The organism is Moorena sp. SIO3I6 (genome assembly GCF_010672095.1).
On sequence record NZ_JAAHHU010000011.1, the window covers coordinates 60,560 to 83,501 of the forward strand.

The window sequence follows — 22,942 nt, forward strand, 5'->3', positions numbered from 1 at the left end:
ATTTCACAATAGGAGATAGTGCCTATTTTTTGTTATTCTCCTTAAAGATATCGTTATTCATAGGTTTCGGGCTGATATATGTAAGCAGGATACATCAATATGGTTAACTCACTGACCCAAGACATTTTCCTACATGTTTCCACTCCTGACAAAGAGCAAGAGCGCATTATTGCTGCCATCGATATTGGTACCAATTCCATTCACATGGTGGTGGTGCGAATTGACCCTAAACTACCGGCATTCACCATTATTGGTAAAGAAAAGGACACGGTCAGGTTAGGGAATTGCAACCCCCGAACCGGTGAGTTGACCCCCGAAGCCATGAAAAGAGCGATCGCAACTCTACAACGCTGCAAGGAACTCGCAGCCAGCCTCAATGCTGAAAACATCGTTGCTGTAGCAACCAGTGCTGTGCGGGAAGCTCCAAATGGGCAGGCTTTTTTACATCAGGTATATACAGAATTGGGTTTATTGGTCAACCTAATTTCTGGTCAGGAGGAAGCACGACGCATCTACCTAGGTGTGTTGTCAGCTATGGAATTCAACAACCAGCCCCATATCATTATTGATATTGGTGGTGGTTCAACGGAATTGATCCTCGGGGATCGTCATAACCCCCGTTCCCTAAGTAGCACAAAGATAGGAGCCGTTCGTCTTACAAAGGAGTTTGTCACTACAGACCCGATCAGCCAAAGTGAGTTTCTCTATTTGCAAGCCTATGTCAGGGGAATGTTAGAGCGAGCTGTTGACGACATCCAGGGTAACTTGAAACTCAGTGAACAGCCTCGTTTAGTGGGGACATCTGGCACTATTGAGACCCTAGCCAAGATGCACGCCTATGAGAATCTGGGTATGTTACCTAATCCCCTAACCGGGTATGAGCTCAGTCGTGAAGATTTGGAAACAATGCTCAAGGGCTTAGCTGCTATGAGTTTGGCTGAACGCTCAACCCTGCCAGAGATGTCCGAGAGGCGTTCAGAAATTATTGTTGCTGGCGCAATCATTTTATTAGAAGCTATGAAGCTTCTGGGAATGGAGTCGATCATAATTTGTGGACAATCACTCCGGGAAGGCTTAATCGTTGACTGGATGCTCACCCATGGATTGATTGAAGACCGACTACGCTACCAAGATGAGGTCAGGGAAAGGAGTGTGCTCGCAGTTGCTGGGAAATATCAGGTCAACCTGGACTATAGTCAGCGGGTGGCTAACTTTGCCCTGAGCTTATTTGACCAAACCCAAGGAAAACTGCACAATTGGGGAACACAGGCACGGGAATTACTTTGGGCAGCAGCAATTTTACACAACTGTGGGGTGTATATTAGTCATTCGGCCCACCACAAGCATTCTTATTACTTAATTCGCAATGCTGAACTGTTGGGCTTTCTGGAGCCAGAAATTGAAATCATTGCTAATCTGGCTCGTTACCATCGCAAGAGTGCTCCGAAGAAAAAGCATGAGAATTACAATAATCTGGCCAATCAAGAGCATCGCCTGTTGGTGAGTCAGCTTAGTGCTTTGTTACGGTTAGCTATTGCTTTAGACCGTAGACATATTGGTGCAATTCGGCATGTTAAGTCGGATTATCGCTCCGATGATAAAGCACTTCATCTAGATCTAGTGCCAGCTTTTGCTAATGATGATTGTGCTTTGGAACTGTGGAATTTGGATTATAAAAAATCGGTATTTGAAGAGGAATTTGGAGTTAAAGTGGTGGCGAGTTTGGCATCCAAGAGTAGTCTGGACCGTCATTAAGGCTAAGCATTCAGCTCTGGGCTCTGAGGCATTGATAGAGCTGAAGGCTTACAAAAAAATTGACATATCAAGACTTCCAGTAGAAAGTTTCCTGTCAATTTTTAGGAATTTTAGTTACACGATTTTGCTTTTACCTAATCGTTAGCCAGAAAAATCCGCTGATAAAACTAGCAATTTATCGGCTAACTGTTATCAATCTATCAACGCCGAAAAGGTCTTGGAGTTCGTTTCCCTTCCTAAACCATTAGGATAATTCCCGTACAGAACAGATATAGATAATAGATAATTTTAATCTCAACCATATCCCCAATACCTCAGGGGAGTTTGAACAAATTTGAGTACGATTATACTTAGTTATCATTCAGATTTTGGTAGCGGGCGCAGGCGTAGAGGTCAAATAATGCTCCGACTAGGCTACAGGTAAAGGCAATCACTAATACTCCCTGAATTGGGGATCCATTACCAAAAATAGTCAGAAATTTCAATAGCTCAGTTGTGGCAGTAAGACCAAACCCTGTCAAGCCAGGAATGTATCCTATTATACCAAAACCTGCAAGTAAACCAATAACTAGTGCCACTGGAGCCATAAAGCTCAGAAGGATTGTTATTACCAAAGAACGGAGAAAGTTTGGCAAAATGCTCATAAAATTTAACCGCATAAGCAGGTGAGTTAAAAGCCAGAGCCAAAGTATGACTTGGCACTTTCTACCTTAGGCGAAATCCCTGTCGATAACCGAAAATGTCAAAAATCTTAAATTTTCATTAAAAATCTTGGTAAAGGTCTGTGAATCTGGATCATAAAGCCGGGTTGTTGGTGGCTTCTCTTTTGGGCTACCGGTGCTCGGTTAAATTGATCGGCCTCAAGGTCCCTGGCTTGATATATCAGTGATTTCGGCTCAGTGGCAGGGGACTTCCAACCCTAAAAGACCCTACCCAATTCCTGAGAAGCTGTGGATCAAAAGTTATCATTCCTGTTAAGATTCTTCGTTGATTGCGGATAGGTTAACTCGTCCCAGGACTAAAGTAGGTGGGATGATCTAGTACGTAACTCCCTTTCTTAATAACAAATCACTAATGACTAACGGCGATCGCATCAGTTACCAATTCCCAGAGAAATTCTTATGGGGAGTAGCCACCGCTGCCTATCAGATTGAAGGAGCAGCCAGTGAAGGAGGACGCAAACCTAGTGTGTGGGATACCTTCAGTGGTATCCCTGGAAAAGTACTTAACGGTGATACCGGTACGGTTGCTTGTGACCACTACCATCGCTACGAACAAGATATAGAGCTGATGGTAAAACTAGGGATCAAGGATTATCGCTTTAGCATTGCTTGGCCTCGGATTATTCCTGACGGGCGTGGCAAAGTCAATCAGGAAGGAGTTGATTTCTATAAACGTTTGGTGGATTGCTTGTTAGATCATGGCATTACTCCCCATGCCACTCTATTTCATTGGGACTCTCCCCAAGCCCTAGAAGACAAATACAAGTCTTGGCTTTCTCGCCAGATGGCCTTTGACTTTGCGGATTATGTTACCGCTGTGGTCACTCAATTAGGCGATCGCATTACTAATTGGATGACCATTAATGAGATCATGTGTTTTACTCACTTAGGCTATGGGTTTGAGCACGACCCGATCCATGCTCCGGGTAGGCGTGTTACATCCATCAAACAGGTATGGCAAACCTCCCATCATGCCCTTTTAGCTCATGGTTTGGGCTGTCAAGCCATCCGTAGTGCTTCCCGGGTTCCCTGTTCTATAGCCTTAGTGGATAACTTGTCCGTCACGGTGCCAATCAATGAGTCACCCATCCATGTGGCAGCAGCAAAAAAGGCATTCCCTTTATGTGGGCAAAATGGCGGTATCATTATCCCTGCTCTGACTGGTGCTTATAGTCCTGAATTACTTGAGGTGTTAGGAGACAATGCCCCAGACATCGGACCATGTGACCTACAAATCATTCATCAGCCTCTGGATGGGATTTGTCTTAATATTTACACTGGTACCTATGTCCGGGCTGCTGACAATCCACAGGGGTACGAGTTCCTTGGTATGCCCAAAGGCTACCCTCGCATGAATCTGCCTTGGCTGAATATCCTACCAGATTCCCTTTATTGGGGCATTCGTCATGTCAGTGAAACCCTGGGGCGACAGGATTTGCCTATGTTTATCACTGAGAATGGCTGTGCGGCACAGGATGAATTGAATGGTCGGGGTGAGGTGATTGATACGGACAGGATTATGTACCTCCGAGAGTACCTCAAAGCAGCCCATCGCGCTGTTAGTGAAGGGTATCCTCTTAATGGTTATTTCCTCTGGAGTCTGATCGATAACTTTGAGTGGTATTGGGGATATGATCGGCGCTTTGGGATTACTTATATTGATTATCCAACCCAACAGCGTATTCCTAAAGCTAGTTTTGAGTGGTATTCCCAGTGTATTCAAAATAATCGGGTGGTTTGATCATTAATCGGATAAATCCGATAAAACCCTATCGGTATAGTGGTAATCCGTTAGTGTAACCCTAGGGAGAGGGTTAAGGAGTAAGTCCTAGTAGCGATCGCTACCAGATCAAATGCGATCGCTATTTTGGTTTACCTATTTTTGTTGGCTAATACCCTATTATTATCATTTTGTCAATACTTAAGTAATATAATTATTACTTATTTACATTATTTAATAACCTGAGGGGAAATTACTCTCAAAACCCTTTACAAAAATAAATATATTGCTTAATATAAATATATGAAGGCGCACACAAGCCGGACGAACCTCGAAAAGTTCATATTCATACCCGCAATCATAAGAACATGACTACTGTATTACAGCAGAGCAACACCTCTGTGTGGTCTCAGTTCTGCAATTGGGTCACCTCCACCAACAACCGCCTCTATGTAGGTTGGTTTGGTGTCTTAATGATCCCAACCCTGCTAGCTGCTACCACCTGCTTCATCATTGCTTTCATCGCTGCTCCTCCTGTGGACATCGATGGTATCCGCGAGCCTGTTGCTGGCTCCCTGATGTATGGAAACAACATCATCTCTGGTGCTGTTGTTCCTTCTTCTAACGCCATTGGCTTACACTTCTACCCAATCTGGGAAGCTGCTTCTTTAGATGAGTGGCTATACAACGGTGGTCCTTACCAGTTGGTAGTGTTCCACTTCCTGATTGGTGTATTTGCCTACATGGGTCGTGAGTGGGAACTGAGCTACCGTTTAGGTATGCGTCCTTGGATCTGCGTAGCTTACAGCGCACCCGTTGCAGCTGCTAGCGCCGTATTCTTGATCTACCCAATTGGACAAGGTTCTTTCTCCGATGGTATGCCTCTAGGTATCAGCGGAACCTTCAACTTCATGTTTGTGTTCCAAGCTGAGCACAACATCCTAATGCACCCGTTCCACATGCTAGGTGTAGCCGGTGTATTCGGTGGTTCCTTGTTCAGTGCAATGCACGGTTCTTTGGTAACCTCCTCCTTAGTACGTGAGACTACTGAAACTGAGTCTCAGAACTATGGTTACAAGTTCGGTCAAGAGGAAGAAACTTACAATATCGTTGCAGCTCACGGCTACTTCGGTCGTTTAATCTTCCAATACGCTTCCTTCAACAACAGCCGTTCCTTGCACTTCTTCTTGGGTGCATGGCCTGTAATCGGCATCTGGTTTACTGCACTGGGCATCAGCACCATGGCATTTAACCTGAATGGCTTCAACTTCAACCAGAATAGATACAGGACATATCAGTCCTGGTTTTAATCAGCGTTTTAATTAGCGGCTTCGGGTGCTGGCAAATGGTCTACTAATTGCTCAACAGATTCTACATCAATGGCCACATCCATTAACTGTTCTAATTTTTCGACACTCAACCCCTTCACACGAGCTTGAATTTCAGGGGATAGGTCTCCAAAGCGCCTTTGAAGCAATCGTAGCAGCAGTCGCTCAGCTTCTTCCTGACGACCTTGCTTAATGCCCAACCTTTCGATACTCGTGACATACTTCATGTTGACCTCCTGTTCGTACTGGTTAAGTTCTTCACGAAAGGTTTGTTCTAGTGCTGAGGGTAAGTGCATTACCCAGTCGATGAAGTGATATAAGTTTAAAATGTCTTGTCGCTGATACCCTTGCTGGTACAATCGTCTGGTCAGAGCCATTTTCCAGATTTTCCGTTGCTGGCCATCACTACGAGTATCAACTGCTTTCAGGTGAGCCATGATCACCGTGGCAAAGGGATTGGCACTTTGTTCTAATTCTGGCCACTGCTGTTTGTAGTCTAACAGTTTCACCATCAAAAAATTGAACTGGATTTTACAGCCGAAGATTTCGCTACTGTATTGGGTTGGTCGCCACTGGGGGTTAGCATCACTCAAGACTGCTAAACTAGCAACCGGTCGATTGTAGCGTCCGCTAATCCGATGATGGTAGGTGTACATCCGTTTAGCAAACTCCGTCTGTTTTTCCCCTTGGACTTCCACATGAATTAGAATCCAAGTTTCTTGACCATTGTTGAGCCAGACCTTAACCAGTTTGTCTGCCCATCGACGTCCTACTTCGGCGTCTCGCACCACCTTTTGTAGTTCTTTGTCGAGGAATTCACTGGGACGAGACCAATTGATTTGACTATGAATGTGGGCAAAGCACAGGGCAATGAAGGGCTCAAAGTACCATTCCAGGGTGTCTTTCCAGGGGGAATCATAGTCCGCTGCTGGGTTAATCATTAATTTCCTCTAGTTCGGCTGATTCATCTAATTAATCACCAAACCCTGTTTCCCTGCTCTGAAAATATCTCTGTCGTAAGTAAATATGGGGGCGGTGGGACTTGAACCCACACGACCGTTTAAGGTCAACGGATTTTCATTCTCCCGTAGCTTTCGCTACTGCCATAGCTGGCTCTTGAGAATTGGACTCTCTCTTTACCCTCGGCTTTACGTTAGGGTAGCTCCCGTCGAGTCTCTGCACCTTCCGAGAGGTTTTCCCGGCTTGGCTCAGGATTGCCTTATCTGTGACCAGACTTAGGTTTCCCTGAATTTGAGAGCATTCACATGACAGATTTCTCTATCAGTGCTCAATTTCCTTAAGTCCGTAGCGTCTACCATTCCGCCACGCCCCCTGGTTGATATCACATAGCGGTGGGTTTGCGTTTACCCATCAACCACTGTGATTTCACTGTTTTCTATTTAACCATGAACTGGGGCTACTATGCAAGTATACTGTTGAAATTTTTGAAATTTTTAAGAGGGGGCAAAGTCTGGCTCTGGGGGAACACAGGGCAGCATGTTCGACCTAAGGTAATATAGTAGGGTTGAGCGATTGACCTGCATGTCACGCTACGCGAACGCATTTTTGTCTTCTGTGTCCTAAACCAAAATTCTATGATTACTGCGATACTATACCTGTCTTTGGCAGGAGCCTACTTATTGGTATTCCCTCTCGCCATATATCTCTACCTACAGAAACGGTGGTACGTTGCTAGCTCCTTCGAGCGAGGCTTCATGTACTTCCTGGTCTTCTTATTCTTTCCCGGTCTATTACTCTTCAGTCCAATCTTAAACCTCCGCCCCAAGCGGCGTCAGCCACAAGGGTAAGTCAGTCACTTAAGCGATCATTAGTAATTCATGCGACGAATTGACGCGATTGGAATTGCCCTTGGTATCTTTGCTACTGGCGGCATAGCCTACTTGATCTTTCAGCTCGCTGGGTACGATCAAATCCAAGCCGGGATTTGGAGTCAAGTCCTCTTGGTTGGGGGGTTAGTTGGGTGGGTGCTAACCTACCTGTTTCGAGCCCTGACCCAAACCATGACCTATAACCAGCAGGTGAAAGACTATAAAGATGCTGTCCTGCAAAAGCGACTCGAAGAAATGACACCAGAAGAACTTGCCCAACTCCAAGCAGAGGTGGAACAGGAAAAGTGTTTGACAAAAGCACAGGACGATTCCTCCATATCCCCCCTTAAGCAGGAGGGGCAGGGGCAAAACTAGATGACGAATGACCAATGACAAACATTTCCGATTGCTTCGGATCCCTGAGATCTAACTCCCAGTGTGCTCTGATTCCTTTTATTACCGCTGGGGATCCCGATTTAGAAACCACAGCCAAAGCCTTGCGGGTACTCGACCAATCCGGTGCTGACATCATTGAATTGGGAGTACCCTATTCCGACCCCTTGGCCGATGGTCCAACTATCCATGCTGCTGCGACTAGAGCATTACAAAAAGGTGTGCAGTTGGATGATGTTCTGGCAATGGTAAAGGAAGTTAGCCCAGAGTTACAAGCGCCAATTGTCCTATTTACCTACTACAATCCCATTCTCAACCGAGGGATTAATTCCTTTTTAGAGCAGATTGCTGAAGTGGGGGCGAAAGGCTTAGTGGTGCCTGACTTACCCCTGGAAGAAGCTCAAATATTGCTCAAACCTGCAGCAGAGCTTGGGATTGAAGTGATATTGTTAGTGGCACCAACTTCACCAACAGAACGGATTGAAGCGATCGCTAAACAGTCTCAGGGCTTTATTTACCTAGTCAGTGTTACCGGTGTCACCGGGATGAGAACTCAGCNGAGTATTAGAATACATGCAGTATGACCCTGTGGAAGATTATCTCCAACCACCCCTGAAAGGATTACGTCTGGTGGAGGGAAACTATGAGCCTATAGCTAGCAAACCTTTAGGAGATGAAGATTTCTCGATTTACAGTGAAGTCTTAGGTCTAGAACTTCAAGTGAATCAGGGAAAATTAGAGTTTTTCGATCCAAAGTTAGGTAAAAAGCTATTAAATTTTCAAGAACTGGACATGGCTTATGAGGAAGCTGAACAAGCACTACAGAAAACTGAACAAGCACTACAGAAAGCTATTTCCCATTTATTAGGATTAGGGGTGAGTGTGGAACAGATAGCTGACGCTTTGAGTATATCAGTAGACGAGGTTAATCACAGACTGCAAAAATAACTAAGGTCAGTTTTGGATAAGGAGGAGCGAAGGGAGTAGGCTGAAAGTACTACCCCTCAACCTTCCCAAATTTCCTCCATAACCATGACAAAACCAGGCAGCACCGAATCATCCCCCTTGACCGTAGTGGGATTTTCCAATTGCTCCACATCAGCACCAGGACGGTAAATATACACCCGACGACTATTTGGCTCAATCAACCACCCCAACCTCGCACCATTGTCCATGTACTCCTCCATCTTGTCCTTGAGGTCTTTTACCCTATCACTGGGGGAACGCAACTCAATCACAAAATCTGGGCACAGAGGAATAAATTTTTTCCTTTGTTCTTTACTCAGGGATTCCCACCGCTCCAGCTTGAGCCAAGATGCATCAGGAGAACGATCTGCCCCATTGGGCAGCTTAAAGCCACAAGAAGACTCAAAAACTTTCCCTAGCTTTGTTTGGCGGTTCCATAACCGTAGCTGAAAATTAATGTCGGAATTTCTGTCAGATGTTTCACCTCCTGTTGGGGGCATAACAATTATTTCTCCGTCTAATGTGCGTTCAATACGTAAATCTCGATTAACCTGACAAAACTCAAAAAATTGGTCATCATCCATATCCAATGCTGGAGGCATCCTCAGCACAATGGGATTAGTTTCAACAGCTGTGGTGGCTACTGTCATGATTTAGCTACTTCCCGCACAAGTTTCTTATATTTTAAGATCAGTTTTGGTTAAGCGATCGCTAGCAATAGCTTCTCTAATATCAAGTTCGGTTGAATACCCATAATAAAAGTGTGGGGAGATGGGGAGATGGGGAGATGGGGGAGATTTTTATTAAGGGTAATTATCCTGACATGATATAAGGGAGCTTTTTGGGGGCTTTGGCAACAAAAAAATGTAGGGGTTGGTTCATACTACCCCTACATTAAACGCTGCTAATTTGTTAATCACTAGTATGGTGGGCAAACTAATCTAGTCTCGAATACTCAAAACAATAGAACTGTTTTTGCCCACCCTACTAAGCACCATTAGTAATCTAGTCTCGAATACTCAAAACAATAGAACTGTTTTTGCCCACCCTACTAAGCACTAGTCAACGGTAAACCAGATCAATCCCTAACGAGGAGCAATGGATGGAGCGACAGAAACTATTGGAGCATTTTCTAGTGCTACTGGTGCTTCGTTGACCAAGGTTGGTACAGAGTTGCGGAGTCGTGCGGTTAGCTGGACTGTGGTAGCGTCATAGATCTGAGTCACAATTTTCGGATACAAACCAATGCCGATAATTGGTACTAACAGACAGGCAATAATAAACACTTCCCGAGGTTCAGCATCAATCAAGGCTTCGTGGGCGACTAATTCCTTGTTTTCCGGACCATATAAAATCTCCCGCAGCATGGAGAGCAGGTAAATTGGTGTTAAGATAACCCCGATAGCTGCCAGGACGATCACTAATACTTTGAACAAGGAACCGTAAGCATCACTGGTGGCAAAGCCAACAAACACCATCACTTCTGCCACAAACCCACTCATTCCGGGTAATGCTAAGGATGCCATGGAACAGGTTGTCCACATGGCGAACATTTTGCCCATTCTCTTACCAACACCCCCCATCTCATCGAGCATCAAGGTATGGGTACGGTCATAGGTAGCTCCTACTAAGAAGAATAGGCTGGCACCGATTAAACCGTGGGAAATCATTTGCATCACTGCTCCACTCATGCCTAAGTCGGTAAAAGAAGCAATACCAATTAAGACAAATCCCATATGGGAAATGGATGAGTAAGCAATCTTACGCTTGAGATTACGCTGGGCAAAGGAGGTAAGGGCAGCATAGACAATATTGACAATCCCTAAAATTATCAATGCCGGAGCAAACACGGCATGGGCATCGGGTAGCATGCCAGCATTCATGCGGATTAGGGCATATCCCCCCATTTTCAGCAGAATGCCAGCCAGGAGCATGTGTACCGGTGCTGTGGCTTCCCCATGGGCATCTGGTAACCAGGTATGTAGAGGGAAGATGGGTAGCTTGACCCCGTAAGCAATCAGGAAGCCTCCGTAAAGCAATAGCTGGAAATTGAGGGCGTAATCTTTGAGGGCTAGCGATCGCATATCAAAGGTTACGGTATCTCCATAGAATGCCATGCCTAAGGCAGCTAGCAAGATAAACAGGGAACCCCCTGCGGTGTAGAGGATAAACTTGGTAGCTGCATAGAGACGCTTTTTGCCCCCCCAGATTGACAGTAGCATGTAAACCGGAATTAACTCCAGTTCCCATACCAAGAAGAACAACAGCATATCTTGAACAGCAAATACAGCAATCTGACCACCGTACATTGCCAACATCAGGAAGTAAAATAGCTTAGGCTTGAAGGTTACCGGCCAAGCTGCCAGCATCGCTAGGGTAGTAATAAAGCCAGTCAGTAAAACAAGAGGCATGGATAAGCCATCTACACCTACTGACCAATTCAAGTCCATTTGAGGCACCCAGCTGTATTTTTCGACCAGTTGCAGTTCTGGGTTGCTCAGGTCGTACTGGGTCACAAAAGCATAGACAATTAGGGCAAAATCAATTAGCCCGATAATTAAAGAGTACCAACGCTCCCAAGTCCCATTTTTTTCTGGCAGAAACGGGAGCAGAAGCGATGCCGCAATCGGAAACAGAATAATTATTGTTAGCCAGGGGAAATCTGTCATAGTCAACTAGTCAGTCACCATTGGTCAAAATAAAATTGCAAATTGTTAATTGTTAATTGTTAATTGTTAATTGTGTATAAACAACTAACAATTAACAAAGCAGGTCAGGTCACACCTGAGACAATTACTAAACCCAGTACTGCGAGGAAGACAATTAGAGCATAGAATTGGGCACGACCGTTTTCTACGTATTTCAGTGCTTCACCACTGAGCAGGGTGAAAAAGCCAGTCAGGTTGACTACACCATCAACGATACGGTAGTCTACTTCCATAACTTGCCGTGCTAATCGACGGCTTCCCTGAACAAACAGCCGGTCATAAATTTCATCGAAGTACCACTTATTGAGAGACAGCTGATATAGGGGCTGGATTTTTTTAGCGATCGCATTGGGGTCAATCTTGCCCTGTAAGTACATCAGTACCGCAACGGAAATCCCAATCAGACCGATTCCCACGGAACTGCCGCCCATAATCAGAAATTCTGACCAGTCAAAGGCTTCTGCTTCTGCCACGACTTCGGCTATGGTTTCACTGGCTGGGTGGATAAATTCCTCAAAGTAGTTGTTAAAGGGAGTTCCCACCAAACCAATCAGTACCGATGGCACGGCTAACACTAACAACGGTAGTGTCATCGTTAAGGGTGACTCATGGGGAAACTCACTGTGGTGGTGGTCGTGGTGATCATGGTCAGCCTGAGCCTCAAGTTCCCGTACATCCATAGCACCAGGACCAAAAGCAGGTACAGCTACACCAGCAGCTTCCTTGAGTTGATGACGGATTTCCATCTCATTGCCCCGAAATTCCCCTTCAAAAGTGGAGAAATACATCCGGAACATATAGAAAGCAGTCATTCCAGCGGTCAGCCAGCCAATTCCCCACAGGAAAGGACTTACTTCAAAAGTACTGCCTAAGATTTCATCTTTTGACCAGAACCCTGCGAAGGGGGGAATTCCACAAATTGCCAAGGTTCCAATTAGGAATGTCAGGGAGGTAATGGGCATAAACTTACGCAAGCCTCCCATTAACCGCATATCCTGAGCTAAAATCGGGTCATGGCCAACCACAGCTTCCATACCGTGAATTACTGACCCAGAGCATAGGAACAGCATGGCTTTGAAATAAGCGTGGGTCATCAGGTGAAATAAGCCAGCACCATAGGCTCCAATGCCCATTGCCATTACCATATAACCCAATTGAGACATAGTTGAATAGGCTAACCCTTTCTTAATATCATTTTGAGTAATAGCAATGGTTGCCCCTAAGAAAGCGGTAAATGCTCCCGTCCAGGCAATCACAGTCATGGCGACTGGAATCCCTTCAAACACGGGGTACATCCTGGCAATCAAAAACACCCCAGCAGCTACCATGGTTGCGGCGTGAATTAGGGCAGAGATCGGGGTTGGGCCTTCCATGGCATCGGGAAGCCAAACGTGGAGGGGAAATTGTGCGGATTTAGCCACCGGACCGAGAAACACTAAGACAGCGAACACAGCTGCCATGCCTGCACCCAGGTAACCGGATTCGACAAAGGCTTCCAGATTGGCTCCCATGGCATCAAAGTCGAAGGTGCCAGTTGCCCAGTAGAGTCCCAACATGCCTAACAGCAGACCAAAGTCTCCAACACGGTTAGTCACGAAAGCTTTTTGACAAGCATCTGCTGCTGCCTTACGGTCATACCAGAATCCAATTAGCAGGTAGGAACACATTCCCACCAGTTCCCAGAAAATATAAACTTGCAACAGGTTGGCAGAAACCACCAAACCGAGCATAGAGGAACTAAACAAGCTTAAATAAGCATAGAAGCGCACATAACCGGGGTCATGAGCCATGTAGCCATCGGTATAAATCATCACCAGAAAAGCTACGGTGGTCACCACTACCAGCATCAGTGCGGTTAAGTGATCGATGGTATAGCCCATCATTAGGTGAAAATTGCCAGCAGCAGCCCACTCCAGGGTGCGTTGATAGGGTTCATGACCATGAAATTGACTCCAGAGTATAGCAAAGGAGAACACCATGGACGCCCCCAACCAGGAGACAATAAATACAGCTAACAGCTGCCGCAGACGGTTTGTTGCTCTATTGAAGGAAATTAGCCCCAGACCAACCAGCATTGCCCCTGCCAAGGGAAACACTGGGATTAGCCAGGCATATTGATAAAGCGGTTCCATTGAAGACAGCCTACTTCAGATTTCGTTACTATTTTGGCAAACTGTAAACCGCTGATGTCTAAAGTTTTTCTTTTTGTTTGTCTGTAGAAGGCCAGATCCTTTAATCTCAACTGCACTATAGCAGCCTAGACCATGGACTCACGGTTGGCATTGGTTTGCGGTGACTACTACCAACAGCCGCCATCCGGTGAATAGGCCACTAAGGTCTCATATCTGATACAAATCTTAACCTTTTTAGTAATCTTCATTACAAAATATCTGATCAAAACGAGTAATCATCAGATAATCCCAATATTTGATGAAAATAATAAGAAAATTTAATTAACAAAAATTTATCTTTTTGGCACGGATACTTTCCCAATTCCTAGCCATGAAAGTGGTATAATATAACTTTTATCAATTCACAGGGACAGTTCAGGCACAAGAGTCAGAAACCAATTAGTAATTGGTAATTGGTAATTGGTAATTGGTAATTGGTAATTGGTCATGGGAAAGGGAAATTGGTCATGGGAAATGGTAAACCCACAACCTGGTTACCGATGACCAATTCAATGGCTAATTAGGTTAAGAGTCGCTAATTAGCTAATTAGTTTAAGTGAAGGTTTTAGGCTTTTAGGTTGAATGGCTAAGGGTGTTCTGACCCAGTTCCCTAGCGCCGGGTAAAGCAGGTCGGGTGTCAACAGCTTTCCTTGTGTACCATTACCCTCTTGCACCTAAGACCTAAGACCTAAGACCTAAGACCTAAGACGTAGAATTTCTCTAGAGGGGATATTGGCCGAAAAAGCTTTCAAACCTTGGCGCTGCCTTTTATCCAACTCCTTGGTCAAATCTGGGTATTGGCAGTGTGATTTGAGCAGCCTGGCAATTTCCCTGAGCAGCTCATCCCGACCTTGGAAACCTTCTATTCGTGAGACCAACTGACCTTGCTCAAAGAATAGCAATGTCGGTAGGGTCTTGAGTCGATAGGTATTGGCAAGCTTGAGATTGTTATCGGCGTTTACTCTGACAACCTTGACATCATTGCTTCCTTGAGCTTGGAATTCCTCAAGTATGGGGTGAACAAACCGGCATACTCCACACCAGGGAGCCCAGAAATCAACGATAACTGGCTCAGAAGAGTCTAAAACTGTTTTTGAAAACGTCCGTTCATCAACAGACAATACCATGATTTTTTGAAATATAAGGGTTTTTAGATTTGTTTGGGATCATGCTACATCGAATCGGGATCATCTGAGCAACAGAAATGTCCTAATTACCAATTTACTTGGGCTACAGCTGTAATCATGAGGGGATGTACCCACCACAACAGCCCAGTAAAACCGATGACTCCTAGGTATGCCGGACGAACAAACTCCTGCCATCTCAGGAATTGACGTCCCTGGATAATTGCCAAAAAAGGGATTACGGATGTGCGAGCTTTGAGTGCACAAAAGGCTTCTCCATGCCGTGCCAACAACCGGCGGTCTCCATGCCAGACAGCGAAAAGATGGTGGAGAATTAATCCCACGGAGGTCAATAGGGTAAAGGTGCTACCAATCCAGAGGGTATGGGCAATACACCATATTACTTGTCCTACCATTTGGGGATGCCTGGTAACCCGCATAATGCCAGACTCATACAGATGGACTTGGGGCTTTTGAATCGCAGCAATTTCTAATAAATTAAACGTAGCTGGATAAAGAAACAAGAAAGAAATGACTGAAAGCCCCCATACTAATGACTTAATACCTGGCAGGTCCTGAAGGAGCCACAACTGTATACCATCATATCGATGGTTCAAAAAGTAAATAATTAATACAACTGCTAGCGGAAGACTCACTAAAGCAAAGACAATACGATAAAGCCTTGGACCAATTATTTGTTCACCCTTAGAACGCAGGGCGGCTAAACCACTATGAGCGATCGCAAAAGTCAATAGCAACCCAAACATGACAAAGTGGCTGACACTCAGCCAATTTGGAAATACCATAGGCAAGGGTGATAGATGGGAAATAACGCTCTATTATAGCAAAAAAGCGATGCAGAGGTGCGACCCGTGGCGAATTTAATTCGCCTACGGAAAAAGCACCATTACGGTCTTGGGGGTCCCCCCCATGAGCGACTGCATCAAGACGGAGTAGGAACTTGAGTCCTGGTTATGTTAGTTTCGATTTCAGCTCGCTCCTTTCTGTTAATGGTTTAGCCCTATGTCTGACCTACCTTTTTCTCTCGATCAACTCCGTATACTCAAAGCGATCGCTACTGAGGGGAGTTTCAAGCGTGCTGCTGATAGTCTATACGTAAGCCAACCTGCTATCAGCCTGCAAGTACAAAATTTAGAGCGACAGTTAGAGGTGCCGTTATTTGACAGGGGTGGACGCCGTGCCCAACTGACGGAAGCTGGACACCTGCTGTTGGACTATGGGGAAAAAATTCTGGCTCTATGCCAGGAAACCTGCCGAGCCATTGACGACTTACAAAGTCTCCAAGGTGGGACCTTAATTATTGGTGCATCTCAAACTACCGGAACCTATCTACTACCTCGGATGCTTGGTATGTTCCGACAAAGCTATCCTGAGGTGACAGTACAATTACAGGTTCACTCCACTCGCCGCACTTCCTGGGGTGTAGCCAATGGACTAGTGGATTTAGCCATTATTGGTGGTGAAGTTCCCCCAGAACTTCAAGAAACCTTGACCATTAGTCCTTATGCTGAAGATGAGCTAGTACTAATCTTGCCTGCATTTCATCCCATGGCTAATTTGGAGAAGATCCAAAAAGAAGACCTGTATAAGTTACAGTTTATTGCTTTGGACTCCCAATCCACCATCCGTAAGGTAATTGACCAGGTATTAGGTCGCAGTGGCATTGATGCTAAACGGTTTAAGGTGGAGATGGAACTTAACTCCATTGAAGCGATTAAGAATGCAGTACAGTCAGGACTAGGAGCTGCGTTTGTATCGATTACAGCTATTGAAAAAGAATTACAAATGGGGGTGCTACACAGGGCAAAAATAGAGGGAGTAGTGGTTAAACGGGTATTGTCTTTGGTGATTAACCCCAATCGTTACCTTTCCAAAGCAACAGAAGCCTTCTGTAGGCAGATTTTGCCCTTGTTTGGCTCAGTAGCATGGCACGGGCAATCCTTGGCACTATCAGGGATGGTAACTAATCCTAAAAATTTAGAAGTGGATAGCCCCCACGCTGAAGCTGGGGGTTGAAAGCGATGCAGCGCGGTCTTGGGGGTTTCCCCCATGAGCGACTGCATCAAGACAGGGTTGAAAACAAGTGACGAGATTTATTCCGCTGCCTACGAGAAGATCTGATCAGTAATGCAGAAAATTCCAGGGGCTTCTTCAAAATGGCGTGAGTTCACTAATATCTAACGACTAAAATAAACACAACAAGCAGTGACTTGCTAGAGCTTGTCAGCTGGTAGCGCCTTGTATTTCGTAGTGATCCTCTAAAACATGGAAATTTTCTGCACCCGTCCTGGCTGCCCAAATCCCCATAATTACTTTGATGATCTAGATAACAGAACCACTCTAACCACCACGGAGCAAAGGTATTGTAATAGCTGCGGCATGCCCCTGATTGTAGCAAGTCGCTACATTCCCTCCCAGCTGCTGCGCAAAGGAGGATTTGGAGCGGCATTTCTAGCACGCGATCGCTATACCCCTACCTTGCGTCAATGTGTCGTTAAGCAGTTCCAACCGTCTGGGAGAATTAGCCAGAGGGAACTACAAACTGCCCACAGATTGTTTGAGCGGGAGGCAACGGTTTTAGAGAAATTGGGCAGGCGTCACCCCCAAATCCCCGATTTGTATGCCTACTTTCCGTTGACGGTGCCGAGTCGGAAACCGGGTAAACAAGACCAGTTTTTCTATCTGGTACAGGAATATATTGATGGACAAAACTTGGAGGAAGAACTCAACACCTTAGGAGCATTCTCTGAAGCCAAAGCCATAGAAGTGTTAACAGAAATTCTCAAAGTCCTCCAATTTGTCCATGACAATGGCTCCATTCATCGCGATATCAAGCCTTCCAATATTATGCGCGATCGCAATGGGCTTCTCTATCTATTAGACTTTGGTGCAGTTAAGCAACAGGTAAACCCAGGAACAACAGCGGCGAGGTCTACTGGTATTTATTCCATCGGATTTGCACCACCGGAGCAAATGACCGGTTCTCAAATTTACCCTTCAACGGATTTGTATGCTCTGGCAGTGACTGTGATGGTTTTGATGACTGGCAGAGAACCTAATGAACTCTACGAACCTGTTACCCATGAATGGAACTGGAGAAGTTATATCCAAATCAGCAATGAACTTGAGAGTATTTTCAATCGACTACTTATGCCAATGCCCAATCAACGCTTTCAGTCTGCTCAGGAGGTTCTTGATGCCATAAATAGTTTAAACATTGCTCAGACAACCCCTCAACCCCGTCACGGATCAGTTCTACCAGTATCCCCACCCTCCCGGCCCCACACCAGGCAACCACAAACCCACTCACCCCTATCCAAACCCCTTAGAGCAAAATTCTCTCTACTTGAGGTACTAGGAGCAGCTGCTTTTACTGGATTTGAGGGAGCTTTATTATTCATTGCTGCAACTGCTTTTGCTAAGATAGTCTCCTCCAACCCACTGGGTATGCTTTTATGGGGAATGAGTTTGGGAGGGCTAATTTATGCTCAATATCGCAGGTTTATTGAAAAAATTGACCTAGTGATTATAGGAGGCATCAGCTTGGGACTGTTGATACTTTTCCCGGTGTTGCGAGTCCAGCAGTCAATCCAGTTAGTTATCATAATATCAGTTCTAGCAGCAGCAGCAGCGATCGCTCTGACGGCACTTTTCCGGCTGGTATATCAACTGTTATCTCGAATACTATAGCAGGGGCGTTGCTGATTAATGGAATGATGCAGGGTAACTGACAACGGAACTTATGTCCGATGAAAAACGAAACGAGTGTTCTTTTGCTATCGATGGTGATTACGGTAGCTATGGTGTTGGGAGGCTTATGGTGGCTTCAGAAAAGTCAGATAATCACACTGCCATTTCCGGAGGAAACGGAGGAAGATGAACCTAGGGCTAAGGTAACTCCAAAAACTACAAACATTAAGCCTGAGATAATCATCGCAGAGCACCTTAGTGCCGGAGATAGAACCTTAATATCAACAGAGGTAACACCAGCCAAACAGGCAGCAGTCAAAGCATTTGCTTCTGGGAATTATGGTAAAGCGGCTTCTTTACTGGAGGCATCCCTTAAAGCTAAGAAAAATGATCCAGAAGCTTTGATTTACCTCAATAATGCTCGGATCGGTACATCTAAGTCTTATACAATTGCGATCTCAATACCTATTGGTGTAGAGGTAAATGCAGCCAAAGAAATGTTACGGGGTGTTGCCCAAGCCCAACAGGAAATCAATGCTACCGGTGGTATTAATAATGTACCCTTAAAGGTGCTCATTGCTAATGATGACAATGATACCAAGGTTGCTAAAAAAATAGCTAAAGCTTTTGTGGATAATCCAGATGTTTTGGGGGTTATTGGTCATTTTAGCAGTGAGGTCACCCTGGCAGCCGCAGAGGTTTATCAAGAGAATCAGTTGGTGGTGATTTCTCCGACTAGTACCTCAGTAACTATTTCAAGACTGGGTAATTATGTCTTTAGGACTATCCCTAGCGATCGCTTTTTTGGTAGCGCCCTGTCTCGCTACATGCTCAATCAATTAAATGTACGCAAAGCAGCTGTCTTTTTTAATTCCCAGAGCAACTACAGCCAATCTCTTGCCGATGCATTTACCACTGCCCTGTTTGCTGATGGTGGCGAGGTAGTGGGAGAGTTTGACTTTGCCAAACCTAACTTTAATGCTGGTGTTGATGTCAAACAGGCGATCGAGAAAGGTGCAGAAGTGTTGATATTAGCTCCCAATTCCGCCACCCTTAACCAAGCGTTACTAGTAGTGCAGGTCAATGATGGACGTCTACCGATGCTAGCAGGGGATAGTGTTTACAAACCCAAGACCTTGCAAATCGGTGGTAGGGATGCGGCTAGTATGGTGTTGGCAGTCCCCTGGCATATTTTGGGCGCTCCAAATTCCCCCTTTCCCCAAGCCGCCACTAAATTATGGGGTTCAGATGTGAACTGGCGCACTGCCTTAACTTACGATGCTACTCAAGCTTTAATCGCAGCCCTCAAACAGCAGCAAAGCCGTTCCGGTGTACAAAAAGCCCTATCCGGATCAGGTTTTCAGCCCCAAGGAGTATCCAGCAAAATTCGGTTTTTACCATCAGGCGATCGCAACCAGGCTGTCCAGCTTGTCAAGATTGAAGCAGGTAATCGTTCCAGCTTTGGTTATGACTTTGTGCCGATTCCTAGCAAGTAGAAACCGGGCAATATAGAAATAAGAGCGTTGCCCAATTTTGGAATAACTGATCAATATTTTTGCCATTTTGTCACCTGATCAGTGGTCAAATCTTGTACCATAAGTTATTTAGCTAAGTTATTTAGCTAAGTTATTTAGCTAAGTTATTTCCCTAATCAGGAGTATCCAACAAGGGCTTTTGTTAACTAGTTGTATTTAATTGTATTCAGTTGTATTCAGTTGTATTCAGTTGTATTCTACAGGGTCACTATGTGAACCACCGTTGATGGTTTTTCGTTGACCCTCAACCGTCAACCGTCAACCGTCAACCATTCCACTCATCAATTACCTTGAAAGATTACAAAACAAATTAGTATTAAGCATTATTCCGGATAATCAACTGGGTTAGCCTGTATAAAAATTAGCAATAGCGTATGTATCAGAACAACGAAACTAAGCTTCTTGGGCTATCATTAATGATCTCCTTAGCTTTGGTATCTGGGTGTCTGTGGTGGTTTAAAGTGACCACATCTCCCTTATCTATCCTGGTATCGAAAAATACATCTTCAGAGAAAACAACGATACCAAATTACCTTAGTGGGGGAGACCATATTTTATTTTCTGATTCAACAACACTGGAAAAACAGCTAGGAGTAGAAGCGGTTACTGCTGGTAACTACGACCAGGCAGTTGTTAAATTCACGGAATCCTTAGACCTCCACCGTGATGATCCAGAAGCTCTCATCTACCTTAATAACGCTCGTATTAGGGACAAACCCTCTTACACCATTGCTGCTGTTGTGTCCATTAGTGATGACATAAATACTGCTAAAGATATACTTCGGGGTGTGGCTCAAGCCCAACAGGAAATCAATCAAGCTGGTGGAATTAAAGGTATTCCTCTCAAAGTACTGATCGCTAATGATGATAATAATCCAGAGGTGGCAAAAAAATTAGCATTAAAGTTGGTGAGTAAGCCAGAGATTTTGGCAGTTGTTGGTAATTTCAACAGCAAGGTGACCCAAGCTACAGCAGATAGCTATGAATCCGGTAAATTAGTAACAATTTCTCCCATTAGCACTTCAGTAAACCTATCAGGAATTAGCGACTTTGTTTTTCGTAGTGTACCGAATGATCTCCTGGCAGCTAGAGCATTAGCTAAACACATGGTGCAAGACCTCAAGCAGCATAATGTTGCTGTTTTCTACAATTATCAAAGTGAGTCTAGTCAGTCTCTTAAGTCAGAGTTTGTAACCGCTGTATTCTTGGAAGGAGGACGAGTAGTTAGTGAGTTTGACGTGTCTGAGAAAAATTTTAGTGCTGCTAAAAGCTTTAAACAAGCGATTAATCGTGGTGCTCAAGTTCTGATGTTAGGTGCTGATTCTAGCAGCCTTGATCAGGTACTAAATGTGGTTCAGCTCAATAGCAAACACCGCAATAGCTTGGGTCAACAATTAGTGATTTTGGCGGGAAATCAAGTTTACAGTACCAAGACATTGACAGTAGCAGGTAAAGATGCTGAAGGTATGGTAGTAGCATTACCCTGGCATCCCCTAGCCAAGCCTGGTTCTGAATTTCCCAAAACCGCTTATCAGCTTTGGGGTATTGATGTTAACTGGCGCACAGCCATGGCTTATGATGCTGTGCAAGCCTTAAGTGCTGGGATTAGACGTAATCCTACTCGCACCGGAGTTCAACAAGAACTTTCAGCACCGAACTTCTTTGCTAGAGGTGCTGCTGCTCCGATTCGTTTTTTTCCATCAGGCGATCGCTATCAACCGGTCAAATTGGTGACAATTGAACCAAGTAATAGTTCTAGCTTGGAGTATGAATTTGTGCCAATTCCTTAACCCTGATACCAATTTTATTTATGCCTGCTAGGGATGATGATGGGGAGATGGGGAGATGGGGAGATGGGGAGATGGGGAGATGGGGAGATGGGGAGATGGGGAGATGGGGAGATGGGGAAATGGAGAGATGGGGGGATTATTAATCTGTAGGAATATTTTTTATAATTGGTAAGCTGATGTGTATTGAAATTGGTTATTTCCCGTTCCCTGTTCCCAGCTCCCCTGTGTGGAACGGGCATCTTGTGTGGAACGGGCATCTTGCCCGTTTCAATTTATTGTTTATCCCAACTCCCCAATCTCATACTCAAATCCAACCAACTAGAGCGAGTAATGGGAGCACTGCTGGAGATGTAATCTACTCCTGTTTCGGCCACTGCACGAATCGTCTTTAAGGTCACATTACCCGATGCCTCAATTTTAATGTTGTTGTTGCTTACACGAATTAGCTTAACTGCTACCTCCATCTGCTCAACTGGCATATTATCCAACATGATAATATCAGCATTGTGGGTGATCGCCTCTTCTACTTCCGCGAGAGTTGTTGTCTCTACTTCTATGGTCATAGGATAGGGAATAGTATTACGAATTCGAGCGATCGCTTCCCCAATTCCCCCAGCCGCTTGAATATGATTATCCTTAATCATCACCGCATCATCTAAGCCCATGCGATGGTTAATGGCTCCTCCCACTTGAGTTGCATATTTTTCCAATAGTCTTAAGCCTGGAGTAGTTTTGCGAGTATCCACCAACTGAGTAGGCAAATCAGCAATTTTTTCGGCATACTGACGGGTTAGGGTAGCAATGCCACTCAGACTCATCGTTAGATTTAAAGCTACCCTCTCTCCCATCAACAAAGCATCAAATGGTCCGTGAAAACGAGCGATGGCTTGGCTTGGCTGACAACTTTCTCCTTCTGCTACTAGCGGGATAAAGCTGACCTTTTCATTTAATAAATAGAACACCCGCGCTGCTATTGGCAATCCCGTGATTACACCTGCTTCCTTAGCGATCCATTGTCCGTTTCCAGAACTAGCTTCTTGAGTGAACAAACCTTGGGTGGTGCGATCGCCTCTACCAATATCTTCTTTGAGCCATTGATGCAGTAGAGGGTCTAACACTATTGGGGGAGGTAATATCGCCATAAGTCTTACCAAAAAACCTGGTTATTTTTTTTAGTTTTTAGTTTAACG

The 22,942-nt window shown here is 44.9% G+C and carries 17 protein-coding genes and 2 pseudogenes; 11 read left to right on the plus strand and 8 right to left on the minus strand.

The window, feature by feature from the left end:
* The first annotated feature begins 99 nt into the window (after nucleotides 1-99).
* Nucleotides 100-1,755 carry a Ppx/GppA phosphatase family protein gene (locus F6K49_RS06345; protein ID WP_293095104.1) on the plus strand — a complete coding sequence of 552 codons (1,656 nt, stop codon included), beginning with the start codon at nucleotides 100-102 and terminating at the stop codon, nucleotides 1,753-1,755.
* Between the two features lie 350 nt (nucleotides 1,756-2,105).
* Here F6K49_RS06345 and F6K49_RS06350 read toward each other — a convergent pair whose 3' ends face one another.
* Entirely contained in the window at nucleotides 2,106-2,399 is a 294-nt protein-coding gene (locus F6K49_RS06350; protein WP_293028717.1) for a hypothetical protein, read from the minus strand.
* 430 nt (nucleotides 2,400-2,829) lie between these two features.
* Between F6K49_RS06350 and F6K49_RS06355 the strand changes: the two genes are divergently transcribed.
* Both F6K49_RS06355 and psbA read left to right on the plus strand, forming a co-directional pair.
* Nucleotides 2,830-4,218 carry a GH1 family beta-glucosidase gene (locus F6K49_RS06355; RefSeq protein WP_293095107.1) on the plus strand — a complete coding sequence of 463 codons (1,389 nt, stop codon included), beginning with the start codon at nucleotides 2,830-2,832 and terminating at the stop codon, nucleotides 4,216-4,218.
* A gap of 347 nt (nucleotides 4,219-4,565) precedes the next feature.
* Nucleotides 4,566-5,474: pseudogene (psbA, locus tag F6K49_RS06360) on the plus strand (photosystem II q(b) protein); the annotation flags it as partial.
* A 41-nt stretch (nucleotides 5,475-5,515) separates the two neighbouring features.
* Here psbA and F6K49_RS06365 read toward each other — a convergent pair.
* The gene (locus tag F6K49_RS06365) at nucleotides 5,516-6,466 is read right to left on the minus strand and encodes a DUF4351 domain-containing protein (protein WP_293095110.1); all 951 of its coding nucleotides are present in this window, start codon (nucleotides 6,464-6,466) and stop codon (nucleotides 5,516-5,518) included.
* A gap of 621 nt (nucleotides 6,467-7,087) precedes the next feature.
* Here F6K49_RS06365 and ndhL point away from each other — a divergent pair.
* The 4 genes and pseudogenes from ndhL to F6K49_RS06385 all read left to right on the plus strand — a co-directional run bounded on the left by ndhL (nucleotide 7,088) and on the right by F6K49_RS06385 (nucleotide 8,695).
* On the plus strand, nucleotides 7,088-7,333 hold the full coding sequence (gene ndhL / locus F6K49_RS06370) for an NAD(P)H-quinone oxidoreductase subunit L (protein ID WP_293095318.1): 246 nt from the start codon (nucleotides 7,088-7,090) through the stop codon (nucleotides 7,331-7,333).
* A gap of 30 nt (nucleotides 7,334-7,363) precedes the next feature.
* Nucleotides 7,364-7,729 (plus strand): DUF3007 family protein, encoded by a 366-nt coding sequence (locus tag F6K49_RS06375; RefSeq protein WP_293095113.1) that lies wholly within the window; start codon nucleotides 7,364-7,366, stop codon nucleotides 7,727-7,729.
* Nucleotides 7,730-7,743: 14 nt separating this feature from the next.
* A pseudogene (gene trpA, locus F6K49_RS06380) lies at nucleotides 7,744-8,304 on the plus strand (tryptophan synthase subunit alpha); the annotation flags it as partial.
* A 16-nt stretch (nucleotides 8,305-8,320) separates the two neighbouring features.
* The gene (locus F6K49_RS06385) at nucleotides 8,321-8,695 is read left to right on the plus strand and encodes a hypothetical protein (RefSeq protein ID WP_293095117.1); all 375 of its coding nucleotides are present in this window, start codon (nucleotides 8,321-8,323) and stop codon (nucleotides 8,693-8,695) included.
* A 56-nt stretch (nucleotides 8,696-8,751) separates the two neighbouring features.
* Here the strand turns inward: F6K49_RS06385 and F6K49_RS06390 are convergent, their stop codons facing one another.
* The 5 genes from F6K49_RS06390 to F6K49_RS06410 form a co-directional block, all read right to left on the minus strand.
* Nucleotides 8,752-9,363, minus strand: a complete 612-nt coding sequence (locus F6K49_RS06390) for a Uma2 family endonuclease (protein WP_293095120.1) — start codon at nucleotides 9,361-9,363, stop codon at nucleotides 8,752-8,754.
* 435 nt (nucleotides 9,364-9,798) lie between these two features.
* A complete protein-coding gene (locus tag F6K49_RS06395; RefSeq protein ID WP_293095123.1) occupies nucleotides 9,799-11,382 on the minus strand; it encodes an NAD(P)H-quinone oxidoreductase subunit 4 in 1,584 nt (527 codons plus the stop codon).
* A gap of 104 nt (nucleotides 11,383-11,486) precedes the next feature.
* Nucleotides 11,487-13,553, minus strand: coding sequence for an NAD(P)H-quinone oxidoreductase subunit 5 (locus F6K49_RS06400; RefSeq protein WP_293039627.1), 2,067 nt, complete (start codon nucleotides 13,551-13,553; stop codon nucleotides 11,487-11,489).
* A gap of 734 nt (nucleotides 13,554-14,287) precedes the next feature.
* A complete protein-coding gene (gene trxA, locus F6K49_RS06405) occupies nucleotides 14,288-14,719 on the minus strand; it encodes a thioredoxin (protein ID WP_293017631.1) in 432 nt (143 codons plus the stop codon).
* Between the two features lie 86 nt (nucleotides 14,720-14,805).
* The gene (locus F6K49_RS06410; RefSeq protein WP_293017629.1) at nucleotides 14,806-15,522 is read right to left on the minus strand and encodes an NnrU family protein; all 717 of its coding nucleotides are present in this window, start codon (nucleotides 15,520-15,522) and stop codon (nucleotides 14,806-14,808) included.
* A 217-nt stretch (nucleotides 15,523-15,739) separates the two neighbouring features.
* On the opposite strand from F6K49_RS06410, the gene F6K49_RS06415 reads away from it, so the two are divergent.
* The 4 genes from F6K49_RS06415 to F6K49_RS06430 all read left to right on the plus strand — a co-directional run bounded on the left by F6K49_RS06415 (nucleotide 15,740) and on the right by F6K49_RS06430 (nucleotide 21,752).
* Nucleotides 15,740-16,753, plus strand: a complete 1,014-nt coding sequence (locus tag F6K49_RS06415) for a LysR family transcriptional regulator (RefSeq protein ID WP_293017627.1) — start codon at nucleotides 15,740-15,742, stop codon at nucleotides 16,751-16,753.
* A gap of 249 nt (nucleotides 16,754-17,002) precedes the next feature.
* Nucleotides 17,003-18,427: a serine/threonine-protein kinase gene (locus F6K49_RS06420; protein ID WP_293095126.1), complete on the plus strand. Its 1,425-nt coding sequence runs from the start codon at nucleotides 17,003-17,005 to the stop codon at nucleotides 18,425-18,427.
* 59 nt (nucleotides 18,428-18,486) lie between these two features.
* Complete coding sequence (locus tag F6K49_RS06425) at nucleotides 18,487-19,923, plus strand: ABC transporter substrate-binding protein (RefSeq protein WP_293095129.1); 1,437 nt, start codon at nucleotides 18,487-18,489, stop codon at nucleotides 19,921-19,923.
* Between the two features lie 500 nt (nucleotides 19,924-20,423).
* Nucleotides 20,424-21,752, plus strand: coding sequence for an ABC transporter substrate-binding protein (locus F6K49_RS06430; RefSeq protein ID WP_293095132.1), 1,329 nt, complete (start codon nucleotides 20,424-20,426; stop codon nucleotides 21,750-21,752).
* A 272-nt stretch (nucleotides 21,753-22,024) separates the two neighbouring features.
* Here F6K49_RS06430 and nadC read toward each other — a convergent pair whose 3' ends face one another.
* Nucleotides 22,025-22,894, minus strand: coding sequence for a carboxylating nicotinate-nucleotide diphosphorylase (gene nadC, locus F6K49_RS06435; protein WP_293095135.1), 870 nt, complete (start codon nucleotides 22,892-22,894; stop codon nucleotides 22,025-22,027).
* Between the last annotated feature and the right edge of the window lie 48 nt (nucleotides 22,895-22,942).

Excerpts from the sequence above, each read along its gene's own strand:
- F6K49_RS06345 (WP_293095104.1), top strand. The coding sequence starts at position 100 with ATGGTTAACTCACTGACCCAAGACATTTTCCTACATGTTTCCACTCCT.
- F6K49_RS06350 (WP_293028717.1), bottom strand. The coding sequence starts at position 2,399 with ATGAGCATTTTGCCAAACTTTCTCCGTTCTTTGGTAATAACAATCCTT.
- F6K49_RS06355 (WP_293095107.1), top strand. The coding sequence starts at position 2,830 with ATGACTAACGGCGATCGCATCAGTTACCAATTCCCAGAGAAATTCTTA.
- F6K49_RS06365 (WP_293095110.1), bottom strand. The coding sequence starts at position 6,466 with ATGATTAACCCAGCAGCGGACTATGATTCCCCCTGGAAAGACACCCTG.
- F6K49_RS06375 (WP_293095113.1), top strand. The coding sequence starts at position 7,364 with ATGCGACGAATTGACGCGATTGGAATTGCCCTTGGTATCTTTGCTACT.
- F6K49_RS06385 (WP_293095117.1), top strand. The coding sequence starts at position 8,321 with ATGCAGTATGACCCTGTGGAAGATTATCTCCAACCACCCCTGAAAGGA.
- F6K49_RS06390 (WP_293095120.1), bottom strand. The coding sequence starts at position 9,363 with ATGACAGTAGCCACCACAGCTGTTGAAACTAATCCCATTGTGCTGAGG.
- F6K49_RS06395 (WP_293095123.1), bottom strand. The coding sequence starts at position 11,382 with ATGACAGATTTCCCCTGGCTAACAATAATTATTCTGTTTCCGATTGCG.
- F6K49_RS06400 (WP_293039627.1), bottom strand. The coding sequence starts at position 13,553 with ATGGAACCGCTTTATCAATATGCCTGGCTAATCCCAGTGTTTCCCTTG.
- trxA (WP_293017631.1), bottom strand. The coding sequence starts at position 14,719 with ATGGTATTGTCTGTTGATGAACGGACGTTTTCAAAAACAGTTTTAGAC.
- F6K49_RS06410 (WP_293017629.1), bottom strand. The coding sequence starts at position 15,522 with ATGGTATTTCCAAATTGGCTGAGTGTCAGCCACTTTGTCATGTTTGGG.
- F6K49_RS06415 (WP_293017627.1), top strand. The coding sequence starts at position 15,740 with ATGTCTGACCTACCTTTTTCTCTCGATCAACTCCGTATACTCAAAGCG.
- F6K49_RS06420 (WP_293095126.1), top strand. The coding sequence starts at position 17,003 with ATGGAAATTTTCTGCACCCGTCCTGGCTGCCCAAATCCCCATAATTAC.
- F6K49_RS06425 (WP_293095129.1), top strand. The coding sequence starts at position 18,487 with ATGAAAAACGAAACGAGTGTTCTTTTGCTATCGATGGTGATTACGGTA.
- nadC (WP_293095135.1), bottom strand. The coding sequence starts at position 22,894 with ATGGCGATATTACCTCCCCCAATAGTGTTAGACCCTCTACTGCATCAA.